General features: G+C 62.6%; 23 protein-coding genes and 1 tRNA gene. 9 read left to right on the top strand and 15 right to left on the bottom strand.

Going from position 1 to position 25,768, the window contains the following annotated elements:
- Positions 1-99: 99 nt before the first annotated feature.
- Entirely contained in the window at positions 100-1,392 is a 1,293-nt protein-coding gene (locus VIE67_RS00290; RefSeq protein ID WP_332022220.1) for a S1C family serine protease, read from the top strand.
- 15 nt (positions 1,393-1,407) lie between these two features.
- On the opposite strand, the gene VIE67_RS00285 is transcribed toward VIE67_RS00290, so the two are convergent.
- Positions 1,408-2,358 carry a lytic transglycosylase domain-containing protein gene (locus tag VIE67_RS00285; protein ID WP_332022219.1) on the bottom strand — a complete coding sequence of 317 codons (951 nt, stop codon included), beginning with the start codon at positions 2,356-2,358 and terminating at the stop codon, positions 1,408-1,410.
- Between the two features lie 173 nt (positions 2,359-2,531).
- On the opposite strand from VIE67_RS00285, the gene miaB reads away from it, so the two are divergent.
- Positions 2,532-3,890: a tRNA (N6-isopentenyl adenosine(37)-C2)-methylthiotransferase MiaB gene (miaB, locus tag VIE67_RS00280; protein WP_332022218.1), complete on the top strand. Its 1,359-nt coding sequence runs from the start codon at positions 2,532-2,534 to the stop codon at positions 3,888-3,890.
- A gap of 10 nt (positions 3,891-3,900) precedes the next feature.
- On the opposite strand, the gene VIE67_RS00275 is transcribed toward miaB, so the two are convergent.
- The 3 genes from VIE67_RS00275 to rnr are packed head-to-tail and all read right to left on the bottom strand — an operon-like array spanning position 3,901 to position 7,444.
- Positions 3,901-4,149 carry a CBU_0592 family membrane protein gene (locus VIE67_RS00275; RefSeq protein WP_332022217.1) on the bottom strand — a complete coding sequence of 83 codons (249 nt, stop codon included), beginning with the start codon at positions 4,147-4,149 and terminating at the stop codon, positions 3,901-3,903.
- Positions 4,150-4,193: 44 nt separating this feature from the next.
- Positions 4,194-4,934 carry a 23S rRNA (guanosine(2251)-2'-O)-methyltransferase RlmB gene (gene rlmB, locus VIE67_RS00270; RefSeq protein WP_332022216.1) on the bottom strand — a complete coding sequence of 247 codons (741 nt, stop codon included), beginning with the start codon at positions 4,932-4,934 and terminating at the stop codon, positions 4,194-4,196.
- A complete protein-coding gene (gene rnr, locus VIE67_RS00265; RefSeq protein WP_414707228.1) occupies positions 4,931-7,444 on the bottom strand; it encodes a ribonuclease R in 2,514 nt (837 codons plus the stop codon). Before rnr ends, rlmB begins: the two co-directional genes overlap by 4 nt.
- A gap of 128 nt (positions 7,445-7,572) precedes the next feature.
- Between rnr and VIE67_RS00260 the strand changes: the two genes are divergently transcribed.
- The 5 genes from VIE67_RS00260 to VIE67_RS00240 all read left to right on the top strand — a co-directional run bounded on the left by VIE67_RS00260 (position 7,573) and on the right by VIE67_RS00240 (position 9,181).
- Positions 7,573-7,657, top strand: a tRNA-Leu gene (locus VIE67_RS00260).
- Positions 7,658-7,745: 88 nt separating this feature from the next.
- Positions 7,746-7,931 carry a type II toxin-antitoxin system HicA family toxin gene (locus VIE67_RS00255; RefSeq protein ID WP_332022215.1) on the top strand — a complete coding sequence of 62 codons (186 nt, stop codon included), beginning with the start codon at positions 7,746-7,748 and terminating at the stop codon, positions 7,929-7,931.
- Entirely contained in the window at positions 7,928-8,350 is a 423-nt protein-coding gene (relB, locus tag VIE67_RS00250) for a type II toxin-antitoxin system RelB family anti-toxin (protein WP_332022214.1), read from the top strand. Before VIE67_RS00255 ends, relB begins: the two co-directional genes overlap by 4 nt.
- 239 nt (positions 8,351-8,589) lie before the next feature.
- A complete protein-coding gene (locus VIE67_RS00245) occupies positions 8,590-8,868 on the top strand; it encodes a type II toxin-antitoxin system RelE/ParE family toxin (RefSeq protein WP_332022213.1) in 279 nt (92 codons plus the stop codon).
- Positions 8,852-9,181 (top strand): HigA family addiction module antitoxin, encoded by a 330-nt coding sequence (locus tag VIE67_RS00240; protein ID WP_332022212.1) that lies wholly within the window; start codon positions 8,852-8,854, stop codon positions 9,179-9,181. Before VIE67_RS00245 ends, VIE67_RS00240 begins: the two co-directional genes overlap by 17 nt.
- A 158-nt stretch (positions 9,182-9,339) precedes the next feature.
- On the opposite strand, the gene VIE67_RS00235 is transcribed toward VIE67_RS00240, so the two are convergent.
- On the bottom strand, positions 9,340-9,882 hold the full coding sequence (locus tag VIE67_RS00235) for a zinc ribbon domain-containing protein (protein WP_332022211.1): 543 nt from the start codon (positions 9,880-9,882) through the stop codon (positions 9,340-9,342).
- A gap of 142 nt (positions 9,883-10,024) precedes the next feature.
- Between VIE67_RS00235 and VIE67_RS00230 the strand changes: the two genes are divergently transcribed.
- Positions 10,025-12,598, top strand: coding sequence for a protein kinase domain-containing protein (locus VIE67_RS00230; protein ID WP_332022210.1), 2,574 nt, complete (start codon positions 10,025-10,027; stop codon positions 12,596-12,598).
- The gene (locus VIE67_RS00225) at positions 12,598-14,364 is read left to right on the top strand and encodes a hypothetical protein (protein ID WP_332022209.1); all 1,767 of its coding nucleotides are present in this window, start codon (positions 12,598-12,600) and stop codon (positions 14,362-14,364) included. Before VIE67_RS00230 ends, VIE67_RS00225 begins: the two co-directional genes overlap by 1 nt.
- Positions 14,365-14,615: 251 nt before the next feature.
- On the opposite strand, the gene VIE67_RS00220 is transcribed toward VIE67_RS00225, so the two are convergent.
- From VIE67_RS00220 to leuD, 10 genes are all read right to left on the bottom strand, one after another.
- Complete coding sequence (locus tag VIE67_RS00220; RefSeq protein WP_332022208.1) at positions 14,616-15,587, bottom strand: PhzF family protein; 972 nt, start codon at positions 15,585-15,587, stop codon at positions 14,616-14,618.
- 94 nt (positions 15,588-15,681) lie between these two features.
- Positions 15,682-16,842: a hypothetical protein gene (locus VIE67_RS00215; protein ID WP_332022207.1), complete on the bottom strand. Its 1,161-nt coding sequence runs from the start codon at positions 16,840-16,842 to the stop codon at positions 15,682-15,684.
- On the bottom strand, positions 16,817-18,232 hold the full coding sequence (locus tag VIE67_RS00210) for an MBOAT family O-acyltransferase (RefSeq protein ID WP_332022206.1): 1,416 nt from the start codon (positions 18,230-18,232) through the stop codon (positions 16,817-16,819). The genes VIE67_RS00215 and VIE67_RS00210 overlap by 26 nt, the downstream gene beginning before the upstream one ends.
- Positions 18,233-18,336: 104 nt before the next feature.
- Complete coding sequence (gene ilvN / locus VIE67_RS00205) at positions 18,337-18,843, bottom strand: acetolactate synthase small subunit (protein WP_332022205.1); 507 nt, start codon at positions 18,841-18,843, stop codon at positions 18,337-18,339.
- The gene (ilvB, locus tag VIE67_RS00200; RefSeq protein ID WP_332022274.1) at positions 18,843-20,675 is read right to left on the bottom strand and encodes a biosynthetic-type acetolactate synthase large subunit; all 1,833 of its coding nucleotides are present in this window, start codon (positions 20,673-20,675) and stop codon (positions 18,843-18,845) included. The genes ilvN and ilvB overlap by 1 nt, the downstream gene beginning before the upstream one ends.
- 84 nt (positions 20,676-20,759) lie before the next feature.
- A complete protein-coding gene (gene ilvC, locus VIE67_RS00195; RefSeq protein ID WP_332022204.1) occupies positions 20,760-21,785 on the bottom strand; it encodes a ketol-acid reductoisomerase in 1,026 nt (341 codons plus the stop codon).
- Between the two features lie 114 nt (positions 21,786-21,899).
- Complete coding sequence (ilvD, locus tag VIE67_RS00190; RefSeq protein WP_332022203.1) at positions 21,900-23,549, bottom strand: dihydroxy-acid dehydratase; 1,650 nt, start codon at positions 23,547-23,549, stop codon at positions 21,900-21,902.
- A gap of 53 nt (positions 23,550-23,602) precedes the next feature.
- The gene (locus VIE67_RS00185; protein WP_332022202.1) at positions 23,603-23,878 is read right to left on the bottom strand and encodes a hypothetical protein; all 276 of its coding nucleotides are present in this window, start codon (positions 23,876-23,878) and stop codon (positions 23,603-23,605) included.
- Positions 23,875-24,945, bottom strand: a complete 1,071-nt coding sequence (gene leuB / locus VIE67_RS00180) for a 3-isopropylmalate dehydrogenase (RefSeq protein ID WP_332022201.1) — start codon at positions 24,943-24,945, stop codon at positions 23,875-23,877. The genes VIE67_RS00185 and leuB overlap by 4 nt, the downstream gene beginning before the upstream one ends.
- 154 nt (positions 24,946-25,099) lie before the next feature.
- A complete protein-coding gene (gene leuD, locus VIE67_RS00175) occupies positions 25,100-25,678 on the bottom strand; it encodes a 3-isopropylmalate dehydratase small subunit (protein WP_332022200.1) in 579 nt (192 codons plus the stop codon).
- Between the last annotated feature and the right edge of the window lie 90 nt (positions 25,679-25,768).

Genomic DNA, 25,768 nt, shown 5'->3' with positions numbered 1-25,768 from the left:
AGTTTAACCAAGCTTCCGGCCCCAAGACAACGAAAAATATGGCGGGCGCCTTGCGCCACCCTACGCGACGCCCCTGCCGCACGGTACTTTTCCATCGTCATGAAAAATCTGTTCCGCTTTCTCCAATTCGTCGCCCAATTCGTCACTTTGGGCCTGGCGTTGGCGTTTGTCGTCACCTTGCTCGCGCCGCAATGGGTTGCGCGTCTGCGCGGCGCATACCCCCCGCCTGCGAACACCGGCACGCTGATTCAACCTACGTTCGGCCCGGCCGGAACGGCCGCATCCGCCGCTGCGCAGGAAGAAGAAAGTCCCGCACCGGTCGCGGCGCGGCCCGACGAAAGTCCGACCATCACGCGCGAACGCGCGCGCGCGGCGGACACGATCATGGCGTCCTACTCGCGCGCGGTGCAGCGCGCGGCGCCGTCCGTGGTCAGCATCACGGCCGACAAGGTCACCTCTGAGCAACGCTATATAGTGCCTACCGATCCTCGATGGCTCACGGTGTTCCCCCCAAGACCGTTCGGCGCACCCGTTCAGCGCGCGATCCACAGCTTGGGTTCGGGCGTGATCGTGGACAGCAAGGGTTATGTGCTGACCAACAACCACGTCATCAACGGTGCCGAGCAAATCATGGCCGTGCTCAGCGACGGCCGCACCGTCTCGGTCAAGCTTGTCGGCAGCGATCCGGAAACCGATCTGGCCGTGCTCAAACTCGATACCTCGAACCTGCCGCCGCTGCCGGTCTCCGACCAGGTGCCCGCAGTCGGCGACGTGGTGCTGGCGATCGGCAGTCCGTTCGGATTGGGCAACACGGTCACCATGGGCATCATCAGTGCGCTCGGCCGCCAAGTGACGCCGACCTCGTACGAGGACTCCATCCAGACCGACGCAGCGATCAACGAGGGCAACTCCGGCGGCGCGCTGGTCAACGCGTTCGGCGAACTGGTCGGCATCAACTCGAGAAACTATTCGCCCTCGGAGGGCGGCGGCAACGTCGGCATCGGCTTTGCGATACCGGTAAGCACGGCGAAACGCGTACTCGAGCAGATCATCAACCACGGCCACGTGGTCCGCGGCTGGATGGGCGCGTCCTACGAAAGTCTTCCGCCGCAGCACGGCAACACCGAGTCGGCTCTGCCGCGCGGCGTCGCCATCAGCGCCCTCGTCGCGGACGGGCCGGCCGCGCGCGCCGGCCTCAAACCCGGCGATGTGTTGACCCAGTTCGGCGGTGAGCCGATCGTCAACCAGTTCGATCTGTACAATCGCGAATCGCGCTTTGCGCCAGACAGCAAGGTCGAAGTCGACGCGCTGCGCGACGGCAAACCAATCAAGTTAGACGTCGTCCTCGCCGAAAAGCCGCCACCGCAGAACGCGCCAGCCAGCGGAGAATAACCGGAGCGGCGCACGCTACTGCGCGGCGCGGTAGCGCTTGCGCAAGGTCGCCACGCGCTCGACATACACCTTGGTTTCGTCGAACGGTGGTATACCATTGTACTTTTGCACATTTTGCGGGCCGGCATTGTAGGCCGCGGTAGCCAGACGCTCGTCGCCGTTGAACTGACGCAGCAACAGCGCGAGGTAATGCGCGCCGCCGCGGATATTCTGGCCGACATCGAACGGACTGCCGACCCCCAGATCGGCTGCGGTGGCCGGCATCAATTGCATCAGTCCCTGCGCGCCCTTGTCCGAAATCGCGTTCGGATTGAATGCGGACTCGGCGTGGATCACCGCGCGCAGCAACGACGGCTCGACGCCGAACTCGGCCGAGGCTGCGGCGATTTCGTCGCGATACGCGCCGAGGTTGAGCGCGATCGTGGCGAAGTCGATCGCCGAATGCACGTTGCAGGCGTAACAGGTCGCAATATAGGTGAATAGCAGCTGGTACGACCCGCCTGCCGGCTTGATATTCGTGTACTCGGTGATGCCGTTCGCACGCGCGACCTTGTATACCGAACCACGGCGAACTTCGGTGGATTTATCCACTTTTACCGTCGGGTTCTGTGCCGCCCGAGACTTTTGCTCGACGCCGCGGACGCTGATTCCGCTGACGACGTTGGCGAATTGCGACGCCGGTTCGGATTTGTATTCGCTTTGTGCGCTCCTGATCGCCACGGGTTTGACCGTGTTGGACGGCGTGCTCTTTTCGGCCGGCTTAAGCGCGGGCGGTTTGGGCGGATCGATGTATTCGGAAATCTTCGTGCAGCCGCTCAAGCCTGCCGGTTTGTTGGTGTATGCGGTCTGCCCGTTCGCTCCCGCGCAGCGATACACGGCGCCCGCGTGGGCACGCGGGGCCAGCACGCCAAGACACAGCGCAAGCACAGGGAGAACAGCCGAAACGGCAAACGGCAGATTTTTCATGTTCGATACGATTTGATGGCCAAGTTTCTGACAGTCAAGGAGTTTTGCCAAGTGTCTTCATGCGACCGCGACCGCGCTGGCGCACCATGCACATGGCAAGCCGGCACGCCAGCGCTTAGAATACGCGGTTGTTTGAACTCACCCGCTCCGGAAAATTCCCCGACACCTCGATCATGCCCGGCAAACTTTTCATCAAGACCCACGGCTGCCAGATGAACGAGTACGACTCGTCCAAAATGGCCGCCGTGCTCAAGGCTTCGCACGATCTGGATCTGACCCAGAACGAGGCCGAGGCCGATGTGATCCTGATCAACACCTGCTCGATCCGCGAAAAGGCGCAGGAAAAAGTGTTCTCGCAGCTCGGGCGCTGGAAGGAATTGAAGCAGGCCAAGCCGAATCTGGTCATCGGGGTCGGCGGCTGCGTCGCCAGCCAGGAAGGCGCCGCGATCGTCAAGCGTGCTCCCTATGTCGACCTTGTCTTCGGCCCGCAGACCCTGCACCGCCTGCCGCAGATGATCGAAATGCGCAAAAGCACACAACGCGCGCAGGTGGACATCTCGTTTCCCGAGATCGAGAAATTCGACCACCTGCCCGAGCCGCGCAAGGACGGCGTGACCGCGTTCGTGTCGATCATGGAAGGCTGCTCGAAATACTGCTCGTTCTGCGTCGTGCCATACACGCGCGGCGAGGAAATCAGCCGGCCGTTCGACGATGTGATCGCCGAAGTCGCCACGCTCGCCGAGCAAGGCGTGCGCGAAGTCAATCTGCTCGGCCAGAACGTCAACGCGTATCGCGGCGCGATGCATGACGGCAGCGTGGCCGACCTGGCGCTGCTGATCCACGCCATCGCCGAGCTCGACGGCATCGGCCGCATCCGCTTCACCACCTCGCATCCGCTCGAATTCTCCGATTCGCTGATCGAGGCCTACGCCAACGTACCCAAGCTCGCCAACTATCTGCATCTGCCGGTGCAGTCGGGCTCGGATCGCGTGCTCGGCGCGATGAAGCGCGGCTACACGGCGCTCGAGTTCAAGCAGAAAATCCGCAAGCTGCGCAAGGTGCGTCCGGGCATATCCGTGTCGTCGGATTTCATCGTTGGTTTCCCCGGCGAAACCGATGCGGAATTCGAGCAGACGATGACATTGATCGACGATATCGGCTTCGATCAGAGCTACTCCTTCGTCTACTCCAGACGCCCTGGCACACCGGCGGCGAATCTCCCGGACGACACGCCCGATGCACTCAAGCACGAGCGTCTCGTGCGCCTGCAAACCACGGTCAACGCAAACTCGAAAGCGATTTCGCAGGCGATGATCGGCAGCGTGCAGAACGTGCTCGTCGAAGGCCCGAGCAGGAAAAATCCGCGTGAACTGACCGGCCGTACCGAGAATATGCGCTACGTGAATTTCCCGACGCCGGCGAGCCTGGTCGGGTCTGATCTGACAGGTACCTTTGTCGACGTGCAGATCACCGAGGCGATGAGCAACTCGTTGCGCGGAAGACTGGCCGCGAAAGCCAAAGCCGCGGCCTGATTCGCCCGATCTACTCCCACTGGCGCTGTTTGAACCCGCGCCACATGCCGTAGATGCTGATCGCCACCCAGCAAGTCTCGACGACGAACGCCGAGAGATTGAAATTGTAGAACAGCGACAACACCACGGCCGCAGCGCCGAGCGCATTAAGCAATTGATAGACGAACGCGTTGCCGTGCAGCTTACCCGCCTGCAGCAGAAAGAACGCAAGCAATACGACCGCGACACCGGCGAGCCCAACCCAATCGTGCCATTGCATGTTTATTCTCCCATCGACTTGCACGGGCGCAATTCAGCGCGCCCCTACGCACCACGCTGGCGCAGCGCCTCAAACAAGACGACGCCGGTGGCGACCGAGACATTCAGACTTTCCACCGCGCCGCGCATCGGAATATGCGCGAGGAAATCGCAGGCTTCGCTGGTCAGCCGGCGCATGCCTTCGCCTTCGCTACCCATGACGATCGCGAGCGGGCCCTTGAGATCGAGCTTGTAGAAATCCTGCCCAGCGTCATCGGCGAGACCGACGAGCCAGACCCCGCGATCCTTCAGCGCCTTGAGCGTGCGCGCCAGATTGGTCACCGCGAAAAACGCCACACGATCCGCCGCGCCGCTGGATGCGCGGCGCACGGTCGGCGTGATGCCCGCAGCCTTGTCCTTGGGCACGATCACTGCCGTCACGCCCGCACCTTCCGCGCTGCGCAGACAGGCACCGAGATTGTGCGGATCGGTCACGCCGTCGAGCACCAGCAGCAAAGTATCTTTTTCCGCCTTCTCCACAAGTTCATACAGTTCGCTTTCCGCGCGCGGCGGCGGTGCTCGGTACCGCGCGACCGCGCCCTGATGACGCGCACCGCCGGTCATGCGGTCCAGCGCGTCGCGCGGGCGCGCATGCGGCTTCAAACCCAGGTCGCGCGCACGCTCGGACAGCTCCTTCACGCGTGCGTTCTGGCTATCGGTCTCGAAATACAATTCGAGGATATTTTTCGGATCGTTGGTCAATGCGGCATCGATCGAATGGATGCCGAACAGCAATTCGCCGCTCATTTGCGTCTCTTCCTTGTCGGCGTCGCCGGCTTGTTTGGCATTTCCGGCGCCGACGCACTTGGTGCGGCCGCGGATCGATCCTGGGTAAGGCGGAAGTCGATTTTGCGATCCTCCATGCTTGCGCGCAGCACCTGCACGCGCACCGCGTCGCCGAGGCGGAACTGCAGACCGCGACGCTCGCCGCTGAGCAGATGGCGCACCGGATCGAAATGGTAGTAGTCGTTCGGCAGCTGGGTGATATGCACCAGACCGCTGACCTGCGACTCGATCAATTCGACGAACAGGCCGAACGAGGTGACGCCGGAGACGATGCCATCGAATTCGCTGCCAACGTGCTTCTCCATCCACGCGCACTTGTAGCGCTCGTCGACGTCGCGCTCGGCCTCGTCGGCGCGGCGCTCGTTGTGCGAACAATGCGTTCCCAGCCCGGCCATCTCGCTCGCGCTGTAGGTATAGTCGGACGGATTACCCTTGGTCAACGCGTAGCGAATCGCACGATGCACGAGCAGATCCGGATAGCGCCGGATAGGCGAGGTGAAATGCGCGTAGGCGTCGAGTGCCAGACCGAAATGTCCCGCATTCTGCGGGCTGTAGACCGCCAGCGATTGCGAACGCAGCAGCACGGACTGGATCAGCCCGGCATCGGCGCGATCGTGGATCTTTTTCAGCAGCGCGGAAAAATCCGCCGGCTTCACGTCGGCATGCGGCGGCATGCGCAGACCGAATTCGAGCAGGAATTCCTGCAGGTCTTCGTACTTGGATTCCGGCGGCGGCGCATGCACGCGATACAGCGCGGGAATCTTGTGCTTGTCGAGGAAACGCGCGGCCTCGACGTTGGCCGCAATCATGCACTCCTCGATGAGCTTGTGCGCGTCGTTGCGCGGCTCGGCGCCGAGTTGCTCCACCTCGCCGGACGCGGCGAGGCGGAACTTCACCTCACGGCTGTCGAAATCGATCGCACCGCGGCGCTGCCGCGCCTTGGCGAGAATCTGATACAGCTGATGCAGGTTTTCGAGCTGCGGCAGCACATCGGCGAGTTCGCTACGCGCATCGGCATTCTTTTCGCCAATCGCCTGCCAGACGCGCGTGTAAGTCAGGCGCGCATGCGAACGCATCACCGCGGGATAGAACTTCGTATGCGAAACATCGCCCTCGTAGCCGACGCGCATGTCGCAGACCATGCACAGGCGTTCGACCTTCGGATTGAGCGAGCAGATTCCGTTCGACAGCGTCTCCGGCAGCATCGGCACGACGAATCCGGGAAAGTAGACCGAGGTCGAGCGCTTCACCGCCTCGTCGTCGAGCGCCGTGCCGGGGCGCACGTAATGCGACACATCGGCAATCGCGACGATCAAACGCAAGCCACCCTGTACCGGTTCGGCGAACACCGCATCGTCAAAATCGCGCGCGTCTTCGCCGTCGATGGTGACCAGCGGCAGCTTGCGCAGATCGATGCGACCGGCGATTTCCTCACGCGTCACTTGCGGCTCGACCTGCGCCGCTTCGCGCAACGCCGCGTCGGGCCATTCGTGCGGCAGACCATGACCGGCAATCGCCATCTCGACGATGATCGACGGCGTAAGCCGCTCGCCGAGCACGCTGACCACTTCGCCGATCGGCCCGCGCTGCGCGGTCGGCGGCTGAGTGATCTCGACCACAACGATCTGCCCCGAGCGCGCGCCGCGCTCCTTGCCCGGCGGAACCAGCACGTCCTGATGCATGCGCCGATCGTCGGGCGCGACGAGGACGACGCCGTTTTCCATCACCACGCGCCCGACCAGGCGCGAGGCGCGGCGTTCGAGCACCTCGACGATCGCACCCTGCTTGCGTCCGCGCCGATCCACACCGACGATCGACAACAGCACGCGATCGCCATGCAGCACCTTGCGCATCTCCGCGGGGGAAATGTATACATCGTCGCCACCCACGTCCGGACGCAGAAAACCGAAGCCTTCCGCATTCGCGATGATCGTGCCGGGGATCAGGTCGAGCCGAGCCGCGGCGCCATAGCCGCCGCGCCGATTCTGCAGCAACTGACCATCGCGCAGCATCGCGCCAAGGCGCTTGGTCAGCGCCTCGATATCGCGCTCGTTTGTAAGCTCGAGACCGAGCGCGAGCGCTTCGACCTTCAGCAGCTCGCCGCGCTCGGCGAGATATTTGAGGATCACTTCACGGCTTGGAATCGGATGCTCGTAGCGCTGCGCTTCGCGTTCGGCATGCGGATCATGATGACCCGTGCCACGAGGACCGTGTCCACCGGTTTTCGCCGTTGTGGACGGCGGCGCGCCGCGCTGCTGCGGTCGACCGGAGCGATCGCCAGCATGGGACTGTCCGCCGCGGGCGGCCGGCGTAAATCCGTCGTGTTTGCCCTTCGCCGCGGGCACAGTTTTTTTGCCCTGCCCGGGCTGGGCCTGTCTCGACGGCGGCGCGTTCGCGATATCCGGCAGCCAGCCCGGCAATTTGTTGCTCGCCTTGCCACGTTTCGCGACGGCGGGGGATTTTTTCTTCAATGGAATTCTCGTTGGAATGCGGTTGGCGGCAGCGGCGCGCCACCAAAGCCTATTATAGGGCCGACATTGACAGTTTCGCGGTCCGGCGCTATCGTGCGCGACCTTGCGCATAGCGCAGCGCGCACCTTGCCCGGGTGGCGGAATTGGTAGACGCACTAGCTTCAGGTGTTAGCGATGCAAGTCGTGGAGGTTCGAGTCCTCTCCCGGGCACCATCAACCTCCGATCTTCGACCGTGCTTCTGCGGTGCATGCACATCATCGCTACTTGAGAATATATCGTACAGGATATATAATAAGTGGTATGAACGGGCGGCAGGTCATCAAGGCGCTCGAATCGCATGGCTTCAAGGTGCTGCGCGTCAGCGGCAGCCACCATATTCTCGGCAATGGCGCGCGCAAAACCACGGTTCCCGTGCATGGCACTGTCGACTTGAAAGTCGGCACGCTCAAAAGCATAGAAAAGCAGACCGGAGTGAAACTGAAATGAACATCGTTCGATTCATGGCGGTTCTCGAGGCGCAACGCGAAGGCGGTTTCACCGTCACGTTTCCGGATGTCCCCGAGGCGATCACCGAGGGCGACGACCGCGACGCCGCTTTGTTCAATGCGGCGGAAGTGTTGACGTTGTGTCTTGAGCAGAGGATCGAGGACGGCGATCCTGTTCCCGCCGCGCGCAAGGTCAAGAACGGAACATGGATCGAGCCGTCGGCGGCGGTGCAGGCGGCAGTGTTGATGCGGCAGACACGCGAGGCGCAGGGCAAGACGCTTGCCGACATGGCGCGAGCGCTGCACACCTCCTGGCCCGCGGCGCAGCGCCTCGAACAGCCGGGCAGCAATCCCACCCTGAAGCAACTCGAGCGCGCAGCCGCGGCCCTCGGCAAACGCCTGGTGGTCGAACTGGCATAAGGGTCCTCCAGCGTGCCAGGGTAAAACCGTGGAGGTTCGAGTCCTCTCCCGGCACCACCCCAACATCCTATAACGTAAAAAGGCCGGCGCAGGGCCATGCGTGTAGGACAAAGATTGCTCTGCTGAGTCCGTAACCCGAGCCGCTACGGCTAGGCAGGCCAGCCGAAAGTTGGATCCCTTCACCCGTTGCCGTGGTTCTCTTGCTGGCAATCTGTAACCGATAGAGTTACACTCTGCGCATGATCCTGACCTTTCGTCATAAAGGACTTGAGCGGTTCTTTCGTACTGGCAGCACGAGCGGCATTCAAGCCAAGCACGCAAAGAAGTTGCGCCTGATTCTCGCCCAACTGGATCAAGCCAAGATGGTCGAAGACATGAACACGCCGGGCTTGGCTCTGCACGCGCTCAAGGGCGACCGTAAAGGAACGTGGTCTGCCACAGTGCAGGCGAATTGGCGGATTACTTTTCGATTCGAGAACGGCAACACCGAGGTTGTGAACTATGAAGACTATCACTAGAACACCGGGCACCCGGCAGCACAATCCGCCGCACCCCGGTGAAGTGCTCGCTGGTTTGTGGATGGAGCCGCTGGGCTTGACCGTCACTGCGGTCGCCGAGGCGCTTGGCGTATCGCGCAAGACGGTTTCCAAGATCGTCAACGGCAATGGCGCCGTCACGCCGGAGATGGCGATGCGGCTCGAACTGGCATTCGGCGCGAGTGCGCAGTCGTGGCTTGGACATCAGGCCGCGTTCGACTTGTGGCAGGCGGAACAAGGTCGCGCGCGCCTTGCCAAGCAGGTACGTCGCATTGAGAGTCGACAGGCTGCATGAGGCAGTGGGCGATTCTGTGGCGATTTTTGAAGGGGCAAAGGAAGGGTGCGCTTGAAATATAGGTTCAGCCCACACTTCGCGTCCTCTTCCGACACCAAATAACAGATCCGAAAGCCCGCGCAAAGCGGGTTTTTTGCCTATGTCCGCCAGCAACCGGCTCAAGCCGGCCGCATGCGCCGCAACTCGCCGATCAGCTCCGTCAGCACCTTGTCCTGCGCAGCCAGATGCTCCTGTATCTGCATCGCTTCATGCAGTACGGCTTCGGCGTCGTTGTAGGTATCGAGCGCGCGTTTGTCCGAGGCCGCACCGTCGACCTTCTGGCCGACGATGATGATCGACAGCAGCACGAGTTGCAGGAAGGTCTGCGCGATCCAGCCGATAAGGGTGCCGGTGCCGCCGCGGACGGCTTCGGGAAGACTGATGAACGCGAGAATGGCGAACAGGTAGGCGCACCACATGGTGCCGACCGCGCCGGTGACCTTCTGCGCGACAAACGTGTTGAAGCGCTGTATCGCATTGTCGTGCGGACGCAGGTCCGCGCGCATGACCGGTCCGCGGTGTTTGCGCTGCGCGATATGCGGATGCGGGACGTGGGTGAAGAGCACACTGCTGCCGCAGGCATGACACGTGGTCGCGCCCGGCGCCAATTTCGCACCGCATTGTGGACAAGACGACATGGTTTCTCCCGGTGGTGGTTTCATCGAAAATCGGTGGCACAGCAAGTCACGCAGTGCACCGCAGCGGCCGAGGATACAACCAAGTTTGAAGGAAACGGCGACCAGCCAGCTTGTAATCCCGGTCTGCATATCGTGAAATGCTCTCAGGGCTGGCGGGAATCCCGTAATGAGCACTCTGGTGTCCGAAGGACTTGTGTCGATCCAGGTCGACAGCGAGGCGTCGACGCTCGTGCAAGTCGATGCCCTGCGCTTGGCCGATCTGGCGTTTGGCGATCCGGGCCGGCAGGCCAGCGCCGTTGCGAGCGGCGATTCGGCGCTGGTCTCGGGCGACACGTTCAACCTGGGTCTGGACGATCCGCTGCAGCGCCGCCGGCTCGGCGACTACGAACTGCTCGAACTGATCGGCGAAGGCGGCATGGGCGTGGTCTATCGCGCCCGTCAGCTCAGTCTGGACCGCGAGGTGGCGGTGAAGGTGCTGTCCGCCGGCCCGTGGGCGTCAAAGGACTTTATCGAACGCTTCCACCAGGAAGCGCAGAACGCGGCCCGCCTGCAGCACCCAAACATCGTGGCGATCCACGACGTGGGCACGGACGAAGACCTGCATTTCTTCAGCATGCATCTGGTGCGCGGCCGGACACTGGCAGACACACTGCGTCGCGAGGGCAAGCTACCGGCATTGCAGGCCGCAGCACTTCTGATCCCGATTGCGCGTGCAATCGACTACGCACACTCTCTGGGCGTGCTGCACCTAGATCTGAAGCCGGCCAATGTACTGGTCGATGCAGACGGTGTTCCGCATGTCGCCGACTTTGGTCTGGCGCGCCGTCTGGAACGCGAGCTGGCGCTGAGCAATGTCGAAATCTCGGGAACCCCCAGTTACATGGCGCCCGAACAGGCCACGAGCGGTGCGCAAAAGATTACCGCCGCGACCGATGTGTGGGGATTGGGTGCGATTCTGTATGAACTGGTGACCGGCCAGCCACCTTTCCTTGGGCAAACCGCACGGGGGACGCTCGACCTGGTGCTCGACGGCGCACGCCGATCGGTGCGCGATCACGTTCCGACACTGCCGCGCGATCTGGAAGCGATCATCGACCAATGCATGGTGCGTGATGTGTCGCGCCGCTATGCAACTGCCGGCGCGTTGGCCAATGATCTGGAAGCGTTCGTCGAAGGCCGACCGGTCGCGGCGCGACCGCTCAATCCATTGCAACGCATTGAGCACTGGGTGCGGCGCGAACCCAAGTTTGCCGTAGCGGCGCTACTGATTGTCGGACTGGCAGGCATCGTCGCAACCACGCAGCAATGGCGGCGCACGGCGATTCCGGCCAAATCGATCGCCGTGCTGCCCTTGGCCAACGAGAGCGGCGATGCGAGCCAGCAGTATTTTTCGGATGGATTGTCGGAAGACCTGATCACCGCCCTGTCGCAGTTCGCCGGTCTGAAAGTGATCGATCGCAACTCGTCGTTCCAATTCCGCGACAGCAAGGAAAGCAGCGCCAACATTGGCACCAAGCTCGGTGTCGCCAGCCTGCTCGAGGGCAGCGTTCGCCGCGTGGGCGATGTGATACGCGTCAACGCGACCTTGGTCAAAGCTGCCGACGGCACTACGCTGTGGTCCGAACGTTATGATCGCCCCTACAAGGATTTGTTTGCGTTGCAGGACGACATCACCAAGGCCGTTGCCGGTGCGCTACAAGCCAAGCTGTTGCAAACCGGCAGCGGTGGCGCGGCGATCCAGAACACGCGCCCACCCAGCGGCAATCTCGACGCCTACAACGCGTGGCTGCAAGGCAATTTCTATGCGGCCCGCCGCGGCGGCGAAGACGACTTGCGTCGCACGATCGACGAGTACGATCGCGCGATCAAACTTGACCCGCGCTACGCACAAGCTTACGCGGACCGCTCGTATGCGCAGACGGATTTTGCCGGGAGTTACCTCGCCAACGCCGCCGCGGCGGATACCTACGCGCATGCGCACGAGGACGCCGAGCGCGCATTGTCGCTCGCACCGGACCTTGCCGGTGCGCATAGAGCACTCGGTTTTGTGCTGCAAAGTGGTGACCTCAATACAGCTGGTGCCGAAGCCGAGTTTCGCAAAGCAGTGGCGTTGGCTCCGGATTCCTCAGATGCGAAAACCAGCCTGGGTTTGGCTCAGGCAGCGCGCGGACGTCTGGAGGAAGGCATTGGGCAAATTCACCAGGCCGTGCAACTCGATCCGCTCAACGGGCGCGCTCATCGAGCGCTCGGCGATATCGAGCTTGCACTGGGCCGGCTCGATGCAGCCGAACAGGCGATCCGCAGAGCGGTCGAACTTCGGCCAGACGTAGCGACGAACCGCAGGTCGCTGATCTATGTCGACATCCGCCGCGGTGACCAAGCAACCGCCATGCGCGATGCGCAGCAGGAGCCATCTGAACTTTATCGCACGGTGGAGACGGCTTTCGTCCTGCAGATCGGCAGCGACCACGCCGCGGCCGATGCGGCGCTGAAGGCCTTTATCACCCAGATGCCTGACTTGTCGGCCTTCCAGATTGCCGAGATGTATGCGTTGCGCAAGGATCCGGACCAGGCGTTCGCCTGGCTGGACCACGCCTGGTCCGTGCGCGACCCGGGCGTTACGGAATTGCTCTGGGACCCGTTCCTGCTCGCCTACAAGGACGATCCGCGCTTCGCCGCGTTCTGCAAGAAGGTCGGATTGCCGGTGCCGGCGGATGCTACCGGCAAAACACGCCTCTGATGCTCAACCCAAATTTCTTCGCCGAACTCAAACGCCGCAATGTGCTGCGCGTCGGCGCGTTCTATGCCGCTGCTGGATGGCTGCTGGTGCAGATCGCGACGCAGGTGTTCCCGTTTTTCGATATTGCCAACTGGGTGGTGCGGCTGGTTGTGGTGGCCGTGATCGTCGGCTTTCCATTCGCGCTGATTTTCTCCTGGTTCTACGAATTGACGCCGGAGGGACTCAAGCGCGAAAGCGAACTCGCGCAGTCCGCTTCGATCACGCGCTCGACCGGCAAGACGCTGGATCGCTGGATAATCGCGGTGCTGGCGCTCGCCGTCGTCGTGTTGCTCGCCGATAAATTCGTGCTGCACAAGAATGCCGATGCCGCGCTCGGCAAATCCATCGCGGTGCTGCCGCTGGTCAATGAGAGCGGCGATCCGCAACAGGATTACTTCTCCGATGGGCTGTCGGAAGAGCTGATCTCCGCGCTCGGGCAGGTGCACGACCTGAAGGTGATCGGGCGCAATTCGTCGTTCCAATTCCGCGGCGGGCAGCAGGACGACAGCGCGGCCATCGGCGTGAAGCTCGGTGTCGCCACTCTGCTCGAAGGCACCGTACGCAAGCTGGGCGATCAGGTGCGCATTGTTGCATCGCTGATCAATGCGGCCGACGGCAGCCAATTGTGGTCGCAAACCTACGACCGCGAACTCAAGGATGTCTTCGCCGTGCAGAGCGAGATCGCCACCGCAGTGGCAGGCGCATTGAAATCGACCCTGCTCGGCAACGTCGCCGAGTCCAGCGACAAACCACCGGGCGGCAACCTCAACGCCTACAATGCGCTGCTGCAAGGCAATTTTTATTTGAACCGTCTGACGGAAGAAGACTGCCGAAAAGCGATCCCCTATTACGACGAGGCGATCCGCCTCGATCCGCGTTACGCGCTGGCTTACGCCGGGCTGTCCTTCGCTTGGCGCCAACTCGCGTCGAGCTGGCTCGACAAGGCCGGTGCTGCCGCAGCCTTCGCCAAGGCACGCAGTGCCGCGCAGACCGCGTTGGCGCTCGCGCCCGATCTGAGTCAGGCCCATGAAGCGCTTGGCTGGTTGTTGCTCACGGCCGATCTGGATGTGTCCGCGGCGGAAGTTGAATTCCGCCAGGCGATGGCGCTGGCTCCCTCGGCGGCCAGTCCGAAGAACGCACTGGGCTACGCGTTGGCGTTCCAGGGCCAGCGTGAGGCAGCCGCCGATTTGTCCCGTCAGGTGATCGCACTCGAACCGCTGCGTATTAACGGATACCTGAATCGTGCTCGCGTGCTGACCGCGCTCGGCCACTACGACGAAGCCGAAGCCACGCTGCGCAAGTCGCTCGAACTGCAACCGACGGCATCCCGGCAATATGTCTACTTGGCCACGATCGATCTGCTGCGCGGCAATGCGGACGCGGCGCTGCGGGACGCGCAGCGCGAACCCGAAGGCTTCTGGCGCAACTATGCGCTGGCCTTGGCGCAGCAGGCGAGCGGCGATCAGACGGCGGCGGACGCGGCGCTGCAACGCCTCATCGAACACGATGCGGACGCCGGTCCGTTCCAGATCGCCAACGTCTACGCGCTGCGCAAGGATCCGGATCACGCGTTCGAGTGGCTCGACCGCGCCTACGCCGACCGCGATTCCGGCCTGACGCAACTGCTCGTCACGCCCTTCCTGCTCGCCTACAAGAACGATCCGCGCTTCGCCGCGCTATGCGCAAAGCTGAAGATCCCGGCGCCGGGTGCGGACACCAAACCCTGACTCCCGTTGTTGTGCATCCAATGTGACGTTCCCTCAATCATTTTGCATGCAAAGTCAGTCACCTTCTCCCGCTCGCGGCGACCAGAGGGAGTGCACAGCTGAGAAGGTGCCGAAGGCGGATGAGGGTGGTGCCGGCGAAGCGCGCGCCGCTCCATATTGCGCCACCCTCACCCGGCGCGCTACGCGCGCCAACCTCTCCCGCCAGCGGGAGAGGTAAGCCGATAATGGCAAGTTACTAACGGGATGTGGCACTAGTCGAGCGTCAATTCGCCGCGCATCAATTCGATGACGCGGCCGCCGACGCGGATGCGTTTTTCCGCATCGACATCCAGATGCAGCAGGCACGGTCGACCGGCCGCAGCTCCCTGGTGCACATCCAGCTGTAGCGGTAACTGCGCGTTGGCCGCGAGCAGATAGGCGCCGAGATTCGCGCACGCCGAGCCGGTGCCCGGATCCTCGATCATCGCGCCGCTCTGATAGAAGAAATAGCGCGACACGATATTTTGCCTGTCGCGCCGCGCGAAGACATAGGCCTGCGCTTCCATGAAGTTGCCGCAGTACTTGACGCACAATTCGGTGCGCGGCGCCGCGCGCGCGACCGCATCGGCGCTGGCTAGCGGAACGATCAACTGCTCGACGCCCGCATCGATCCACATCGGTGCAGCGGCGATATCGCTCTCGTTCAAACTCAGTGCAGCTGCGATTTCGGCACGGGTAAATTCGTAGTCGCGATAGGCCGGCGGCTTGGCAGTCAATGTCCACACATCGCCCTGTGCAGTGACCGGAATGACACCGGCCTTCATCTGTAATCTCAGCGCATCGCCCGCACGCCCGAGTGCACGCAGCACATGCGCGGTGCCGAGCGTGGGATGTCCCGCGAAGGGCATTTCGAAGCCCGGTGTGAAGATGCGCACCTGTGCATCGGCGATAGCGCTACCAGGCACGCTTGTATGAAGAGTGCGGCCATGGACGGCCGCTTCGTGATCCTCGCGATCAGGGACGCTTTTGTGAGAAGTGCGGCCACGGATGGCCGCGTCGTGATCCTCGCGATCATGGACGATCGCACAAATAAACGTCGTTTCGGAAAGGTTGAATTGCAGCGCGATCTGCTGCATTTCCGCATCGCTCAGGCCATCGGCGTTCTCGATCACCGCCAGCGGATTGCCGGCCAGACGCGACTCGGCGAACACATTCACGACGCGAAAACGATAGACGCGACTCATGCGAGGTTCCCGCGGAATCAGGCATGTAGTATACAAGTATCACAACATGGGGCGTGCCGCCGCTTGACGCGGCGACAGGAACTCCGCAAGCGGATTAATGCCGCGCTTGAAACTGCGGGTAGTCGCGTTCGATGATCCGGTACAGCGCTTCGGTGAAGCGGTCTGCGTCGGCGTGGGCAAGATGCGACCATTCGGGCAGGTCAAATCCCTGCAGCTCCGGATAGTCCTCGAAGTGGATACCCGGTGCGCCGGTACGCGCGAGCAGCACGTCCCAGGTCTTCGCGCGCGGGAACACCTTGTTGTCGAATTCGAGATAGCGTCCGCCCGTCGGCGGGCGTACGAACAGCACCTGTACGCCACGCGCGCGCAGTTTCGCGACCGCATCGACCGCGCGCTGGATCTGCGTGTCGATGACCTTCTGCAACTTTTCCGGTGTATCGATGCTGGGCGGCGGCGGCGCGTCGAAGCGCTGGGCCCAGATGCTGCGCGCGAGCTCGCGATACGCCGGGTCGGTTTCGAGCTTGCTCCAGATATGCGTGTTGCGATCGGCGTCCTGCTCCATCAGCTTTCTTACCGGGTCGATTCCCGGAATGCCGGGACGGCGTGGCCACGCCTGCCGCTTGACCACCGCGGCCAGCGCAAAATCGAAATCGTAGAACGCAAAATATGGTTCGACGAGCGCGCGCGACAGCGTGTTGCCGACGCGTTGCGACGGTGTTTCCTTGCGGAAGTACGGCACCACGTCGCCGCGATACGAGAAACCGCTGAAAAACAGATCCGAGGCGACCCCGACGAGCAAGTGTCCGCTGAAATTCGGATCGGCGGCGAGGTCCTCGAGCAAGATCACGGCGGATGTGCCTTCGATCGCGAGCTGGATCGGGCGCTCGCCCGCCGCCTTCGCCCAAATCGGAAGCTCGACGTCGAACAGCACGCGCGACGAGCCGATGAGCACGGTCTTGCCGCCCTCACCCGCGTCGATGCGGCGGCGCTGCTGCGCCCACTCGGCGTTGCTGTTGTAGTAGCCCGGCGTCGCGCCAAATGCGCGCCAGTACATCTCCCAGCCCGCCATCAGCAGCGCGAACAACACGAGCGCCACGAGGAAGATCGGCCGCCATGGACGCGCCGGCACGTCACGCTCGGGCACCGGTTGCGCGACGCCCGGTCGATCGGCCGCAGTCAGCCGATCGGCGCCGGAGCTGCTGATCTGCGGCAGCGCGGATCCCGAACTGTCAGAACTGGAAGTAGATGAATGCACTGCCTTCTCCCTGAGCTATGACGATCGCAAACGCCATCAGCGCCCACACCGCGCACAACGCCGCCGGATGCGTGCGCGCCACGACCGATTCGAGCGTCCGTCCGCGCATGAACCAGTGCGTGGATACGATCGCGGTGACGATCGCCGCTGCGGAGATCAGCGCAAAACTCGAAAGGATCGGGCGCGCGTCCGCATGCTGGCCGAACATGCCGCCAAGGACGAGCCACGCCTTGCTGAACGTCTTCGCGCGGAAGAATACCCACGTCAGGTTGACCAGCGTATAGGTCAGCAAGCCGAGGCAAACGAACGCGAGCGGGCCGGGGCGATAGCCGCCGAAACGCCCGCGCAGGAAACGTTCGATCGCGAGATACATCCCGTGCAGCCCTCCCCAGACGACGAAGGTCCAGTTCGCGCCGTGCCAGAGTCCGCCGAGCAGCATCGTCACCGTCAGGGCGACGTAGGTGCGCGCGACGCCATGCCGGTTGCCACCGAGTGGAATGTAGAGATAGTCGCGCAGCCACGACGACAACGTGATGTGCCAGCGTCGCCAGAAATCCGAGAAGCCGACCGCCGCATACGGGAAGCGGAAGTTGTCGGGCATCGCGAAGCCCAGGCACAGCGCGGCGCCGATCGCGGTCGTCGAGTAGCCGGCGAAGTCGCAGAAGATCTGCCCGCTGAAAGCAAGAGTGCCTACCCAGGCGTCGAGCGCGCCGGGAATCTTGTTGTTGTCGTAGACCGCTTGGGCGACGTCGGAGAGGAAGCTGTCGGCGAGCACGATCTTGTTGAACAGGCCGAGCGTCATCAGCGCGAGACCGAAACGCAACTGCTCGCCGGTCGCGCGGCGTGGCTGCTCGAACTGCGGCACCAGCTCGGTCGGGCGCATGATCGGTCCGGCGACCAGATGCGGGAAGAAAGTCACGAACAGTGCGTAATCGAGCAGATTCTTTGCCGGCAGCGCGCGCCGCAGGTAGACGTCCAGCGTGTACGACATTGTCGCGAACGTATAGAACGAGATGCCGACTGGCAGCACGATGTCGAACTTCGCGGGCTGCCAGACGACGCCAAACGAAGACATCAGCGCCGTGAAGTTGTCGAGCAGGAACTGACCGTACTTGAAGTAGACCAGCATGCCGAGGTTGGCGATGACCGAGAGCAGCATCCAGGCGTGTCGCGTGGCCTCGCGCTTCGCCTTGACGAGGCCCTGCGCCGCGTACCAGTCGACCACCGTCGACACCCAGAGCAGGATGATGAACGGCGGATTCCACGCGGCATAGAAGATATAGCTCGCGATCAGCAGGTTGATCTTTTTCGTGGTCCAGGAAAACGGCATCGAGTGCAGCGCAAGCACGCACGCGAAAAACACCACGAAGGTGAGTGAATTGAAAACCATTGCCGCCCCCTGAGAGCCGTCTCCGCGACTGCGCCGTACCCCTACGGCATCGCGGAGAGCCTTATCTTCGCAGCAAACCGCCCGCGCCGCCAGCGCGGCGGCGATCAGGCGATGGCGGCTGCCGTGGTTACCGCGCCGCGCTCGAGTGCCGCGCTACCGCTGCGCGCCAGTTCGAGTACGCGGCCGACCTGCCCGAGATCGGCGAGGAAGGCGTTGACTTCCGCGCCATCGCCGGTGAATTCGATCGTGCGCACGCCCGCGCTGATGTCGATTACCTGCGCGCGCGGTTGCCGGCGCAGGCAGGCAACGAAGGGATTGAGTGCATCGGTGGCGACGTCGAGCTTGACCAGGACCAGTTCAATCTCGAAATGATCGCGGCCGGTCAGGTCGGCGATCTCGATCACTTCGATCAGCTTGCGCGACTGCTTGATGATCTGGTCGATCACCGCATCGTTGCCGAAGGTGACCAGAGTCAGGCGCGAGATCGAGGCATCGTGCGTGGCCGCGACGCTGAGCGAGTCGATATTGTAGCCGCGCGCGGAAAACATGCCGGCGACGCGCGCCAGCGCACCCGCTTCGTTTTGCAAAAGGATGGATATGATTCTGCGCATCAGAACATTTCCGCCGGTCCAACTTCCTGCCCCGTCGGTTTCTGCCGCGACGGAATATGATCGCCGGTGATCATCTCGGCGTAGCTCATGCCGGGTCCGACCATCGGATACACACCCGCTTCGGGATCGATGATGACTTCGAGGAACGCAGGGCCATCGAACGCGACGAACTCGGCGATCACGCGCGGCAGGTCCTCGGGTTTGTCCAGGCGCACGGCATACGGAAACCCGTCAGCCTGCGCGGCCTTGACGAAATCCTTCTTGTGCAGGCTCTTGTCGCTGCCGGAGAAGCGGCCCTTGAAAAACAGCTTCTGCCACTGGCGCACCATGCCGTCGCCGAAATTGTTGAGCACGACGACCTTGATCGGCAGGTTGTAGGTGGTCACCGTTTCGAGCTCACCCAGATTCATGCGGATGCTGGCGTCGCCGTCGATATCGATCACGGTCAGATCGCGGCGCGCGAATTGCGCGCCGATCGCCGCGGGCAGGCCGAAGCCCATCGTGCCCATCGAGCCTGAGGTCAGCCACAGGCGCGGCTCGCAGAAGTCGAAATACTGCGCCGCCCACATCTGGTGCTGGCCGACGCCGGTGCTGATGATCGCGCGCCCACGCGTGTGCTTGTTGATTTCCTCGATCACCGCATGCGGCTGGATCTGTGCGGCAGCGCGGTCGTAGTTCATCGCGTACGTCTTTTTCAGATCGGCGATATGCGTATGCCATGCGGCGTAGTCGCTCGCTGGTCTGGAGCCATTTTTCTTGCCGAATTCGCGCAGCGCGTCGAGCGTACGCGTGAGGTCGCCCAGATGATGCCAGTCGACGCGCTTGACCTTGTCGATCTCGGCTGGATCGATATCGAGATGCGCGATGAACTTCGCCCCGACGGCAAATTTGTTCGGCACGCCAGCGACGCGGTCGTCGAAGCGGCTGCCAACCGCGATCAGGAAATCGCAGTCCTCGGTCGCGTAGTTCGCGAACGCCGTGCCATGCATGCCGAGCATGTGCAGCGCCAGCGGCGTGGTGGTATCGCAAGCGCCGATACCCATCAGGGTGGTGGTCACCGGAATGCCGAACGCATTGGCGAAATCGCGCAGGCTGCGCGCGGCTTCCGCGGCGATCACGCCGCCGCCCGCGTAGATCAGCGGCCGCTTGGATTTCGCCAGCGCATCGAAGAAGATCTTGCACGCGTCATCGTCGAGTGTGGATTTCTCCACGGCGCGCAGACGCGCGCGGTAGCCGGGCACCGGCAACACGCTGGCGCCATCGAACACGAGATTGGTGTTCTGCACATCCTTCGGAATATCCACGACGACCGGGCCGGGGCGCCCGCTGCGCGCAATCTCGAACGCGCTGCGCAAGGTCGCTTCGAGCTTGCCCGCGTCGGTTACCAGGAACACATGCTTGGTGCACGCCGCCATGATGCTGCTGATCGGCGCTTCCTGGAATCCGTCCGTGCCAATCGCTGCGGTCGGCACCTGACCGCAGATCACGACGATCGGAATCGAATCGGCCATTGCATCGCGTACCGGCGTGACCGTGTTCGTCGCGCCCGGTCCCGAGGTCACGATCGCGACGCCGACCTTGCCCGATGCGCGCGCATAACCCTGCGCCATAAAGCCCGCGCCCTGCTCGTTCGCCGGCACGATCAAGGGGAGCGGTTCGCTGCCATCGGCACGCAGATGCGCGTGATTGAAGCGGAACACCGCATCGTACACCGGCAGGATCGCGCCGCCGGAATAACCGAACACGACATCGACGCCCTCGTCGGCAAGCACCTGTATGACGATATCCGCGCCACTCAGGGTCTTGCCGGCGAGCGGATGTGCGCTGGTCATTGGCGTTGGTTTGAGTTGTATGTTCACGGTGTTTTCCTGTTCACTTTATGCAGTCACCTCTCCCGCCGGCGGGAGAGGGAAAGCTCAAACCACCTTCTTCAACACGGGTGCTGCGGGTGCGGCAACCGTAGGAGTAAGCCACGGCATGCGCGCACGTAGCGCCGCGCCGACCTTCTCGATCTGGTGGTCGAGGTCCTTCTGCTTGTATGCGTTGTAGTTCGGCAGACCCGCCGCGTATTCGGCCGTCCATTCACGCGCGAAGGTACCGTCCTGGATCTCCTTCAGCACTCCGCGCATCTTGTCCTTGGTCGCCGCATCGACGACGCGCGGGCCGCGCGTGTAATCGCCGTACTGCGCTGTCTCGGAAATGAAGGTGAGCATCTTGGTCAGGCCGCCTTCGTAGAACAGGTCGACGATAAGCTTGAGCTCGTGCATCACTTCGTAATACGCGATCTCGGGTTTGTAGCCCGCCTCGACCAGGGTCTCAAAGCCATAGCGTACGAGTTCGCTCGCGCCGCCGCAGAGTACGGCCTGCTCGCCGAACAGATCGGTTTCGGTTTCTTCCTTGAAATCGGTTTCGATCAACATTGCACGCGCGCCGCCGATGCCGGCCGCATAGGCCAGCGCCTTGTCGCGTGCATGGCCACTCGCGTCCTGATGGACCGCGAACAGGCTCGGCACGCCGCGACCGATTTCGTATTCCTTGCGCACCAGCGCGCCCGGACCTTTCGGCGCGACCAGCACGACGTCGATATCCACACGCGGCGCGATCGTCTTGAAGTGCACGTTGAAGCCATGCGCGAACAACAGCGCCGCGTGCGGCTTGATATTCGGCGCGATCACACCGGTATACAGTTTCGGCTGCACCATATCCGGTGTCAGCACGGCGACCAGGTCGGCACCCTTGACGGCTTCCGCGGGTTCGACCACACGCAGGCCGTCGGCCTCGGCCTTGGCCCAGGTCGGACCGCCCGGACGCAGGCCGACAACGACATCGAGACCCGAATCGCGCAGATTCAACGCATGCGCGCGGCCCTGGCTGCCATAGCCGAGGATGGCGATGCGCTTGCCTTCGAGCGGCTGGGTCGTTGCCTTGATTTCAGTACTCATCTTCATTGCTCCTCAAAATAAAATTAAGATCAAAAAATATTTCTTGCCGCAAAGGACGCAAAAAACGCAAAGTAAAACAATATTTTTTTTGCGTCCTTTGCGGCTAAATTCGCCTTAGATCTCCATCACCGCGCCGCGCGCAGCGGAACCCACAGTCTTCGCATATTTTGCGAGCACGCCGCGCGTGACCTTGGGCGGCGGCGCCGTCCACGTCTTGCGCCGCGTTTCCAGATCAGCATCGGTTTCGATCACGCGCCGTTCGGCATCGATCACGACGCGATCGCCGTCGCGCAGCAGCCCGATTCCGCCGCCCTTTACAGCTTCCGGCGCGATATGCCCGACCATGAAGCCGTGCGTCGCACCGCTGAAGCGGCCGTCGGTAATCAGCGCGACATCATCGCCGAGTCCACGTCCGACCAGGGCCGCGGTTACCGCGAGCATCTCGCGCATGCCGGGGCCGCCGGCGGGGCCTTCGTTGCGGATCACAACGACATCGCCCGCCTTGATCCTGCCTTCCTGCACCGCGCGAAAGGTGTCCTCCTCGCTCTCGAACACGCGCGCGCTGCCGCTGAATTGCAGCTTGCCCTTGGCCGAGAGTTTGAGCACGCAACCTTCGGGCGCGATATTGCCGTACAGAATCGAGTAACCGCCGCGCGACTTGAACGCGCGACTCACCGGTACCACGACCTGTTGATCGGCCGGCGCCGGCGCCGCCGCGTCGAGTTCGGCGAATAGCGTCCTGCCACTCAGTGTCGGCGCATCGTCGAGCAGACCCGCTGCACGCAATTCGCGCGCGACCTGGGCCAGACCGCCAGCCTGGGTCATCTCGATCGCGGTGTATCGGCCGCTGGGCATCAGGTCGGCAATCACCGGCGTCGATTTGGACGCGACTTCGAAATCTTCCAGCGTCAGCGGCACTTCGGCTTCATTCGCGATGGCGAGCAGATGCAATACCGCGTTGGTCGATCCCGCAGTCGCATTGGCCACACGCGCGGCGTTGCGGAATGCGGTCGCGCTCAACACATCGCGCGGGCGCAGATTGTTGCGCAGATTCTGCATCGCCAGTTCGCCGCAGCGCCGGGCCGCGTCGCGTTTGGCCGGGTCGGTCGCGGCGATATCGTTGAAACCGAGTGGCGACAGACCCAGCGCCATCAACATCATCGACATCGTGTTGGCGGTGAACTGGCCGCCGCAGGCGCCCGCACCGGGACATGCCTTGTGCTCGACTTGCGACAATCGCGCATCGTCGATCTTGCCCGCGCCATGCGCGCCGACCGCCTCGAACACCTGCTGGATTGTGATCGATTTGCCGTCGAGCTTGCCGTGGTCGATGCTGCCGCCATACAACGCGATGCCTGGAATGTTGAGACGCGCGAGAGCCATCGCTGCCGCGGGAATCGTCTTGTCGCAACCGCAGAGCACGACCATCGCGTCGAGCGAATGGCCGTCGACCGCCAGTTCGATGGAATCGGTGATCACCTCGCGACTGACCAGCGAGGCGCGCATACCCGGCGTGCCCATCGCCATGCCGTCGGTGATCGCGATCGTGTTGAATTCGATCGGCGTGCCACCCGCCGCGCGCACGCCTGCTGCCGCATGCTGGGCGAGATCGCGCAAATTCAGATTGCACGGCGAGATATCCGACCAACTGTGCACGACCGCAACCAGCGGCTTGCGGATCGCCGCCTCGTCGAGCCCGGTCGCATACATCATCGCGCGCGCCGGCGCACGATCCGGCCCCGACTTCATCACGTCGCTGCGCATTTTTCCGTTTGTGTCTTCTATTGCCATCTTTACATCTACCAATTCCAAGACTGCTAAATCGGGCCGCCGCCATCGAATCTGGCTTTTTTCGACGCCTGTTCTTTTTCACGACGCTTGGCGGTGGAGTATGAGATTGCGAAAACCATCAACACTCCCGCGCCAAGCCAAATGATCAGATGCATGACCCAATCGAATGTACTAACCGGAATTTTAGCGGGCGCTCCCCAAAGCACGGGGAAAAATGTGGTGATCACAACTAAGCCGACGATATACACAACCGTAAATCTAAACGCAGAGCGCCGATCTTGTTTCGTCGGAATCACGTTCATGCGGCAACCCTCTCCTTTTGCCCTGCAAGTGCAGCCAGAACAGCCGCCGCGACTTCGTTTGTGTTTGCACCGCCGCCCAGGTCGCGAGTCAGCACGCTGCTCTCGATCACCGCATCGACGGCAGCTTCGATCGCGGCGGCTTCGGACTCCAAGCCCAGCGAGTGGCGCAGCAGCAGCGCGGCGGACAGAATCGTGCCGAGCGGATTAGCGAGACCCTTGCCTGCGATATCCGGCGCCGAGCCGTGGATCGGCTCGTACAGCCCGGCCTTGCCGTCGCCGAGCGAGGCCGATGGCAGCACACCGAGCGAACCGGCCAGCGCGGCAGCCTCGTCGGTGAGAATATCGCCAAACAGATTTTCGGTGACGATCACGTCGTAGGCCGACGGGCGCGTGAGCAGCAGCATCGCCATCGAATCGACGAGCTGATGTTCGAGCGCGACATCCGGATAGTCCTTGGCGATGCGAGTCACCGTGCTGCGCCACAGGCGCGAGGTCTCCAGCACGTTGGCCTTGTCGACGTGGGTGACATGCTTCCTGCGCGCGCGCGCGAACTCGAACGCACGCCGCGTCGCACGTTCGATTTCGACGACGGTGTATTTGCATTCGTCGGTCGCCGTGTCGGCCGTGCGCGTTTTTGCGCCGAAATACGCGCCGCCGGTCAACTCGCGCACGAACAACAAATCCACACCGTGCAGTTTTTCGTTTTTCAGCGGCGACAGCGCTGTGAGCTTGGGATGCACACGCACCGGGCGCAGATTCGCGTACACACCGAGCGCCGAGCGCAGGCCGAGCAGGCCCTGCTCCGGCCGCACTTTCGCGTTCGGATCGGACCACTTCGGCCCGCCGACCGCGCCAAGCAGCACCGCATCGGCGGATTTGCACGCAGCCAGAGTGGCTGGCGGCAGCGGGTCGCCGTGCGCATCGATCGCGGCACCCCCAATGAGCTGCTCGTCGAACTCGAATTCGTGGCGGTACCGCGTCGCGATCGCGCGCAGTACTTCAACCGCAGCAGCGGTGACTTCGGGGCCAATTCCGTCGCCGGGAAGAACAGTGATCTTTGCTTTCATGCTTTTCTCTTTTTTTCTCCCTTCTCCCATCGGGAGAAGGTGGCGCGAAGCGTCGGATGAGGGAAAGGCATCCGCACGCTGTCATTATTTCAACTTGAACCGCTCTTCCCTCATCTGCCTTCGGCACCTTCTCCCGGCGGGAGAAGGAGAAACATCACGCTACCATCCGCTGCTCGAATTCCACGATCAGCGCTTCGTGCTGCAGCAGGAATCCGAGCTGATCGACGCCCATCAGCAGACAGTGTTTCGCAAACGATTCAAGCGCGAACGTGAAGCGCCGGCCGTCTGGCAATTCGATGAATTGCTCCGCGATATCGACATTGAGCTCGATGCCAGGATGATCGAGCAGATACTGGTGCTCGCCTGTCTCCAGCACGACCGCAAGCAGACCATTCTTGAGCGCGTTGCCGCGAAAAATGTCCGCGATCTCGCTCGAAAACACGGCGTGGATACCAAAATCGGTCAACGCCCACGGTGCGTGCTCACGCGAGGAGCCGCAACCGAAATTGCGTCCGGCGACGAGAATTTCGCAGCCCTTCGCCTCGGGTTTGTTGAGCGCGAAGTCGGGGTCCGGACTGCCATCGGGACGATAACGCCAGTCGTTGAACAGGGACTTGCCGAGTCCGCTGCGCTCAGTCGTTGTCAGAAAACGCGCTGGAATGATGCGGTCGGTGTCGATGTTCTCGAACGGCAGCACGACCGTGCGCGATTTGATGTGGGTGAGTGGTTTCACTTCAAATTCCTGCAAAATTTCAACCGTCATTCCGGCAGGCAATGCCGGTCGCTCCTAACAGCGAAGCTGGTCATCTAGAACACATGGAAC

Source organism: Rudaea sp., from assembly GCF_036560865.1.
Lineage (GTDB): Bacteria > Pseudomonadota > Gammaproteobacteria > Xanthomonadales > Rhodanobacteraceae > Rudaea.
Note: the sequence above shows the minus strand (reverse complement) of the source record. Positions and strands in the feature narration are given on the sequence as shown.

Coding starts and splice junctions, on each gene's coding strand:
- VIE67_RS00290 (WP_332022220.1), top strand. CDS start 100: ATGAAAAATCTGTTCCGCTTTCTCCAATTCGTCGCCCAATTCGTCACT.
- VIE67_RS00285 (WP_332022219.1), bottom strand. CDS start 2,358: ATGAAAAATCTGCCGTTTGCCGTTTCGGCTGTTCTCCCTGTGCTTGCG.
- miaB (WP_332022218.1), top strand. CDS start 2,532: ATGCCCGGCAAACTTTTCATCAAGACCCACGGCTGCCAGATGAACGAG.
- VIE67_RS00275 (WP_332022217.1), bottom strand. CDS start 4,149: ATGCAATGGCACGATTGGGTTGGGCTCGCCGGTGTCGCGGTCGTATTG.
- rlmB (WP_332022216.1), bottom strand. CDS start 4,934: ATGAGCGGCGAATTGCTGTTCGGCATCCATTCGATCGATGCCGCATTG.
- VIE67_RS00255 (WP_332022215.1), top strand. CDS start 7,746: ATGAACGGGCGGCAGGTCATCAAGGCGCTCGAATCGCATGGCTTCAAG.
- relB (WP_332022214.1), top strand. CDS start 7,928: ATGAACATCGTTCGATTCATGGCGGTTCTCGAGGCGCAACGCGAAGGC.
- VIE67_RS00245 (WP_332022213.1), top strand. CDS start 8,590: ATGATCCTGACCTTTCGTCATAAAGGACTTGAGCGGTTCTTTCGTACT.
- VIE67_RS00240 (WP_332022212.1), top strand. CDS start 8,852: ATGAAGACTATCACTAGAACACCGGGCACCCGGCAGCACAATCCGCCG.
- VIE67_RS00235 (WP_332022211.1), bottom strand. CDS start 9,882: ATGAAACCACCACCGGGAGAAACCATGTCGTCTTGTCCACAATGCGGT.
- VIE67_RS00230 (WP_332022210.1), top strand. CDS start 10,025: ATGAGCACTCTGGTGTCCGAAGGACTTGTGTCGATCCAGGTCGACAGC.
- VIE67_RS00225 (WP_332022209.1), top strand. CDS start 12,598: ATGCTCAACCCAAATTTCTTCGCCGAACTCAAACGCCGCAATGTGCTG.
- VIE67_RS00220 (WP_332022208.1), bottom strand. CDS start 15,587: ATGAGTCGCGTCTATCGTTTTCGCGTCGTGAATGTGTTCGCCGAGTCG.
- VIE67_RS00210 (WP_332022206.1), bottom strand. CDS start 18,232: ATGGTTTTCAATTCACTCACCTTCGTGGTGTTTTTCGCGTGCGTGCTT.
- ilvN (WP_332022205.1), bottom strand. CDS start 18,843: ATGCGCAGAATCATATCCATCCTTTTGCAAAACGAAGCGGGTGCGCTG.
- ilvB (WP_332022274.1), bottom strand. CDS start 20,675: ATGACCAGCGCACATCCGCTCGCCGGCAAGACCCTGAGTGGCGCGGAT.
- ilvC (WP_332022204.1), bottom strand. CDS start 21,785: ATGAGTACTGAAATCAAGGCAACGACCCAGCCGCTCGAAGGCAAGCGC.
- ilvD (WP_332022203.1), bottom strand. CDS start 23,549: ATGCGCAGCGACGTGATGAAGTCGGGGCCGGATCGTGCGCCGGCGCGC.
- VIE67_RS00185 (WP_332022202.1), bottom strand. CDS start 23,878: ATGAACGTGATTCCGACGAAACAAGATCGGCGCTCTGCGTTTAGATTT.
- leuB (WP_332022201.1), bottom strand. CDS start 24,945: ATGAAAGCAAAGATCACTGTTCTTCCCGGCGACGGAATTGGCCCCGAA.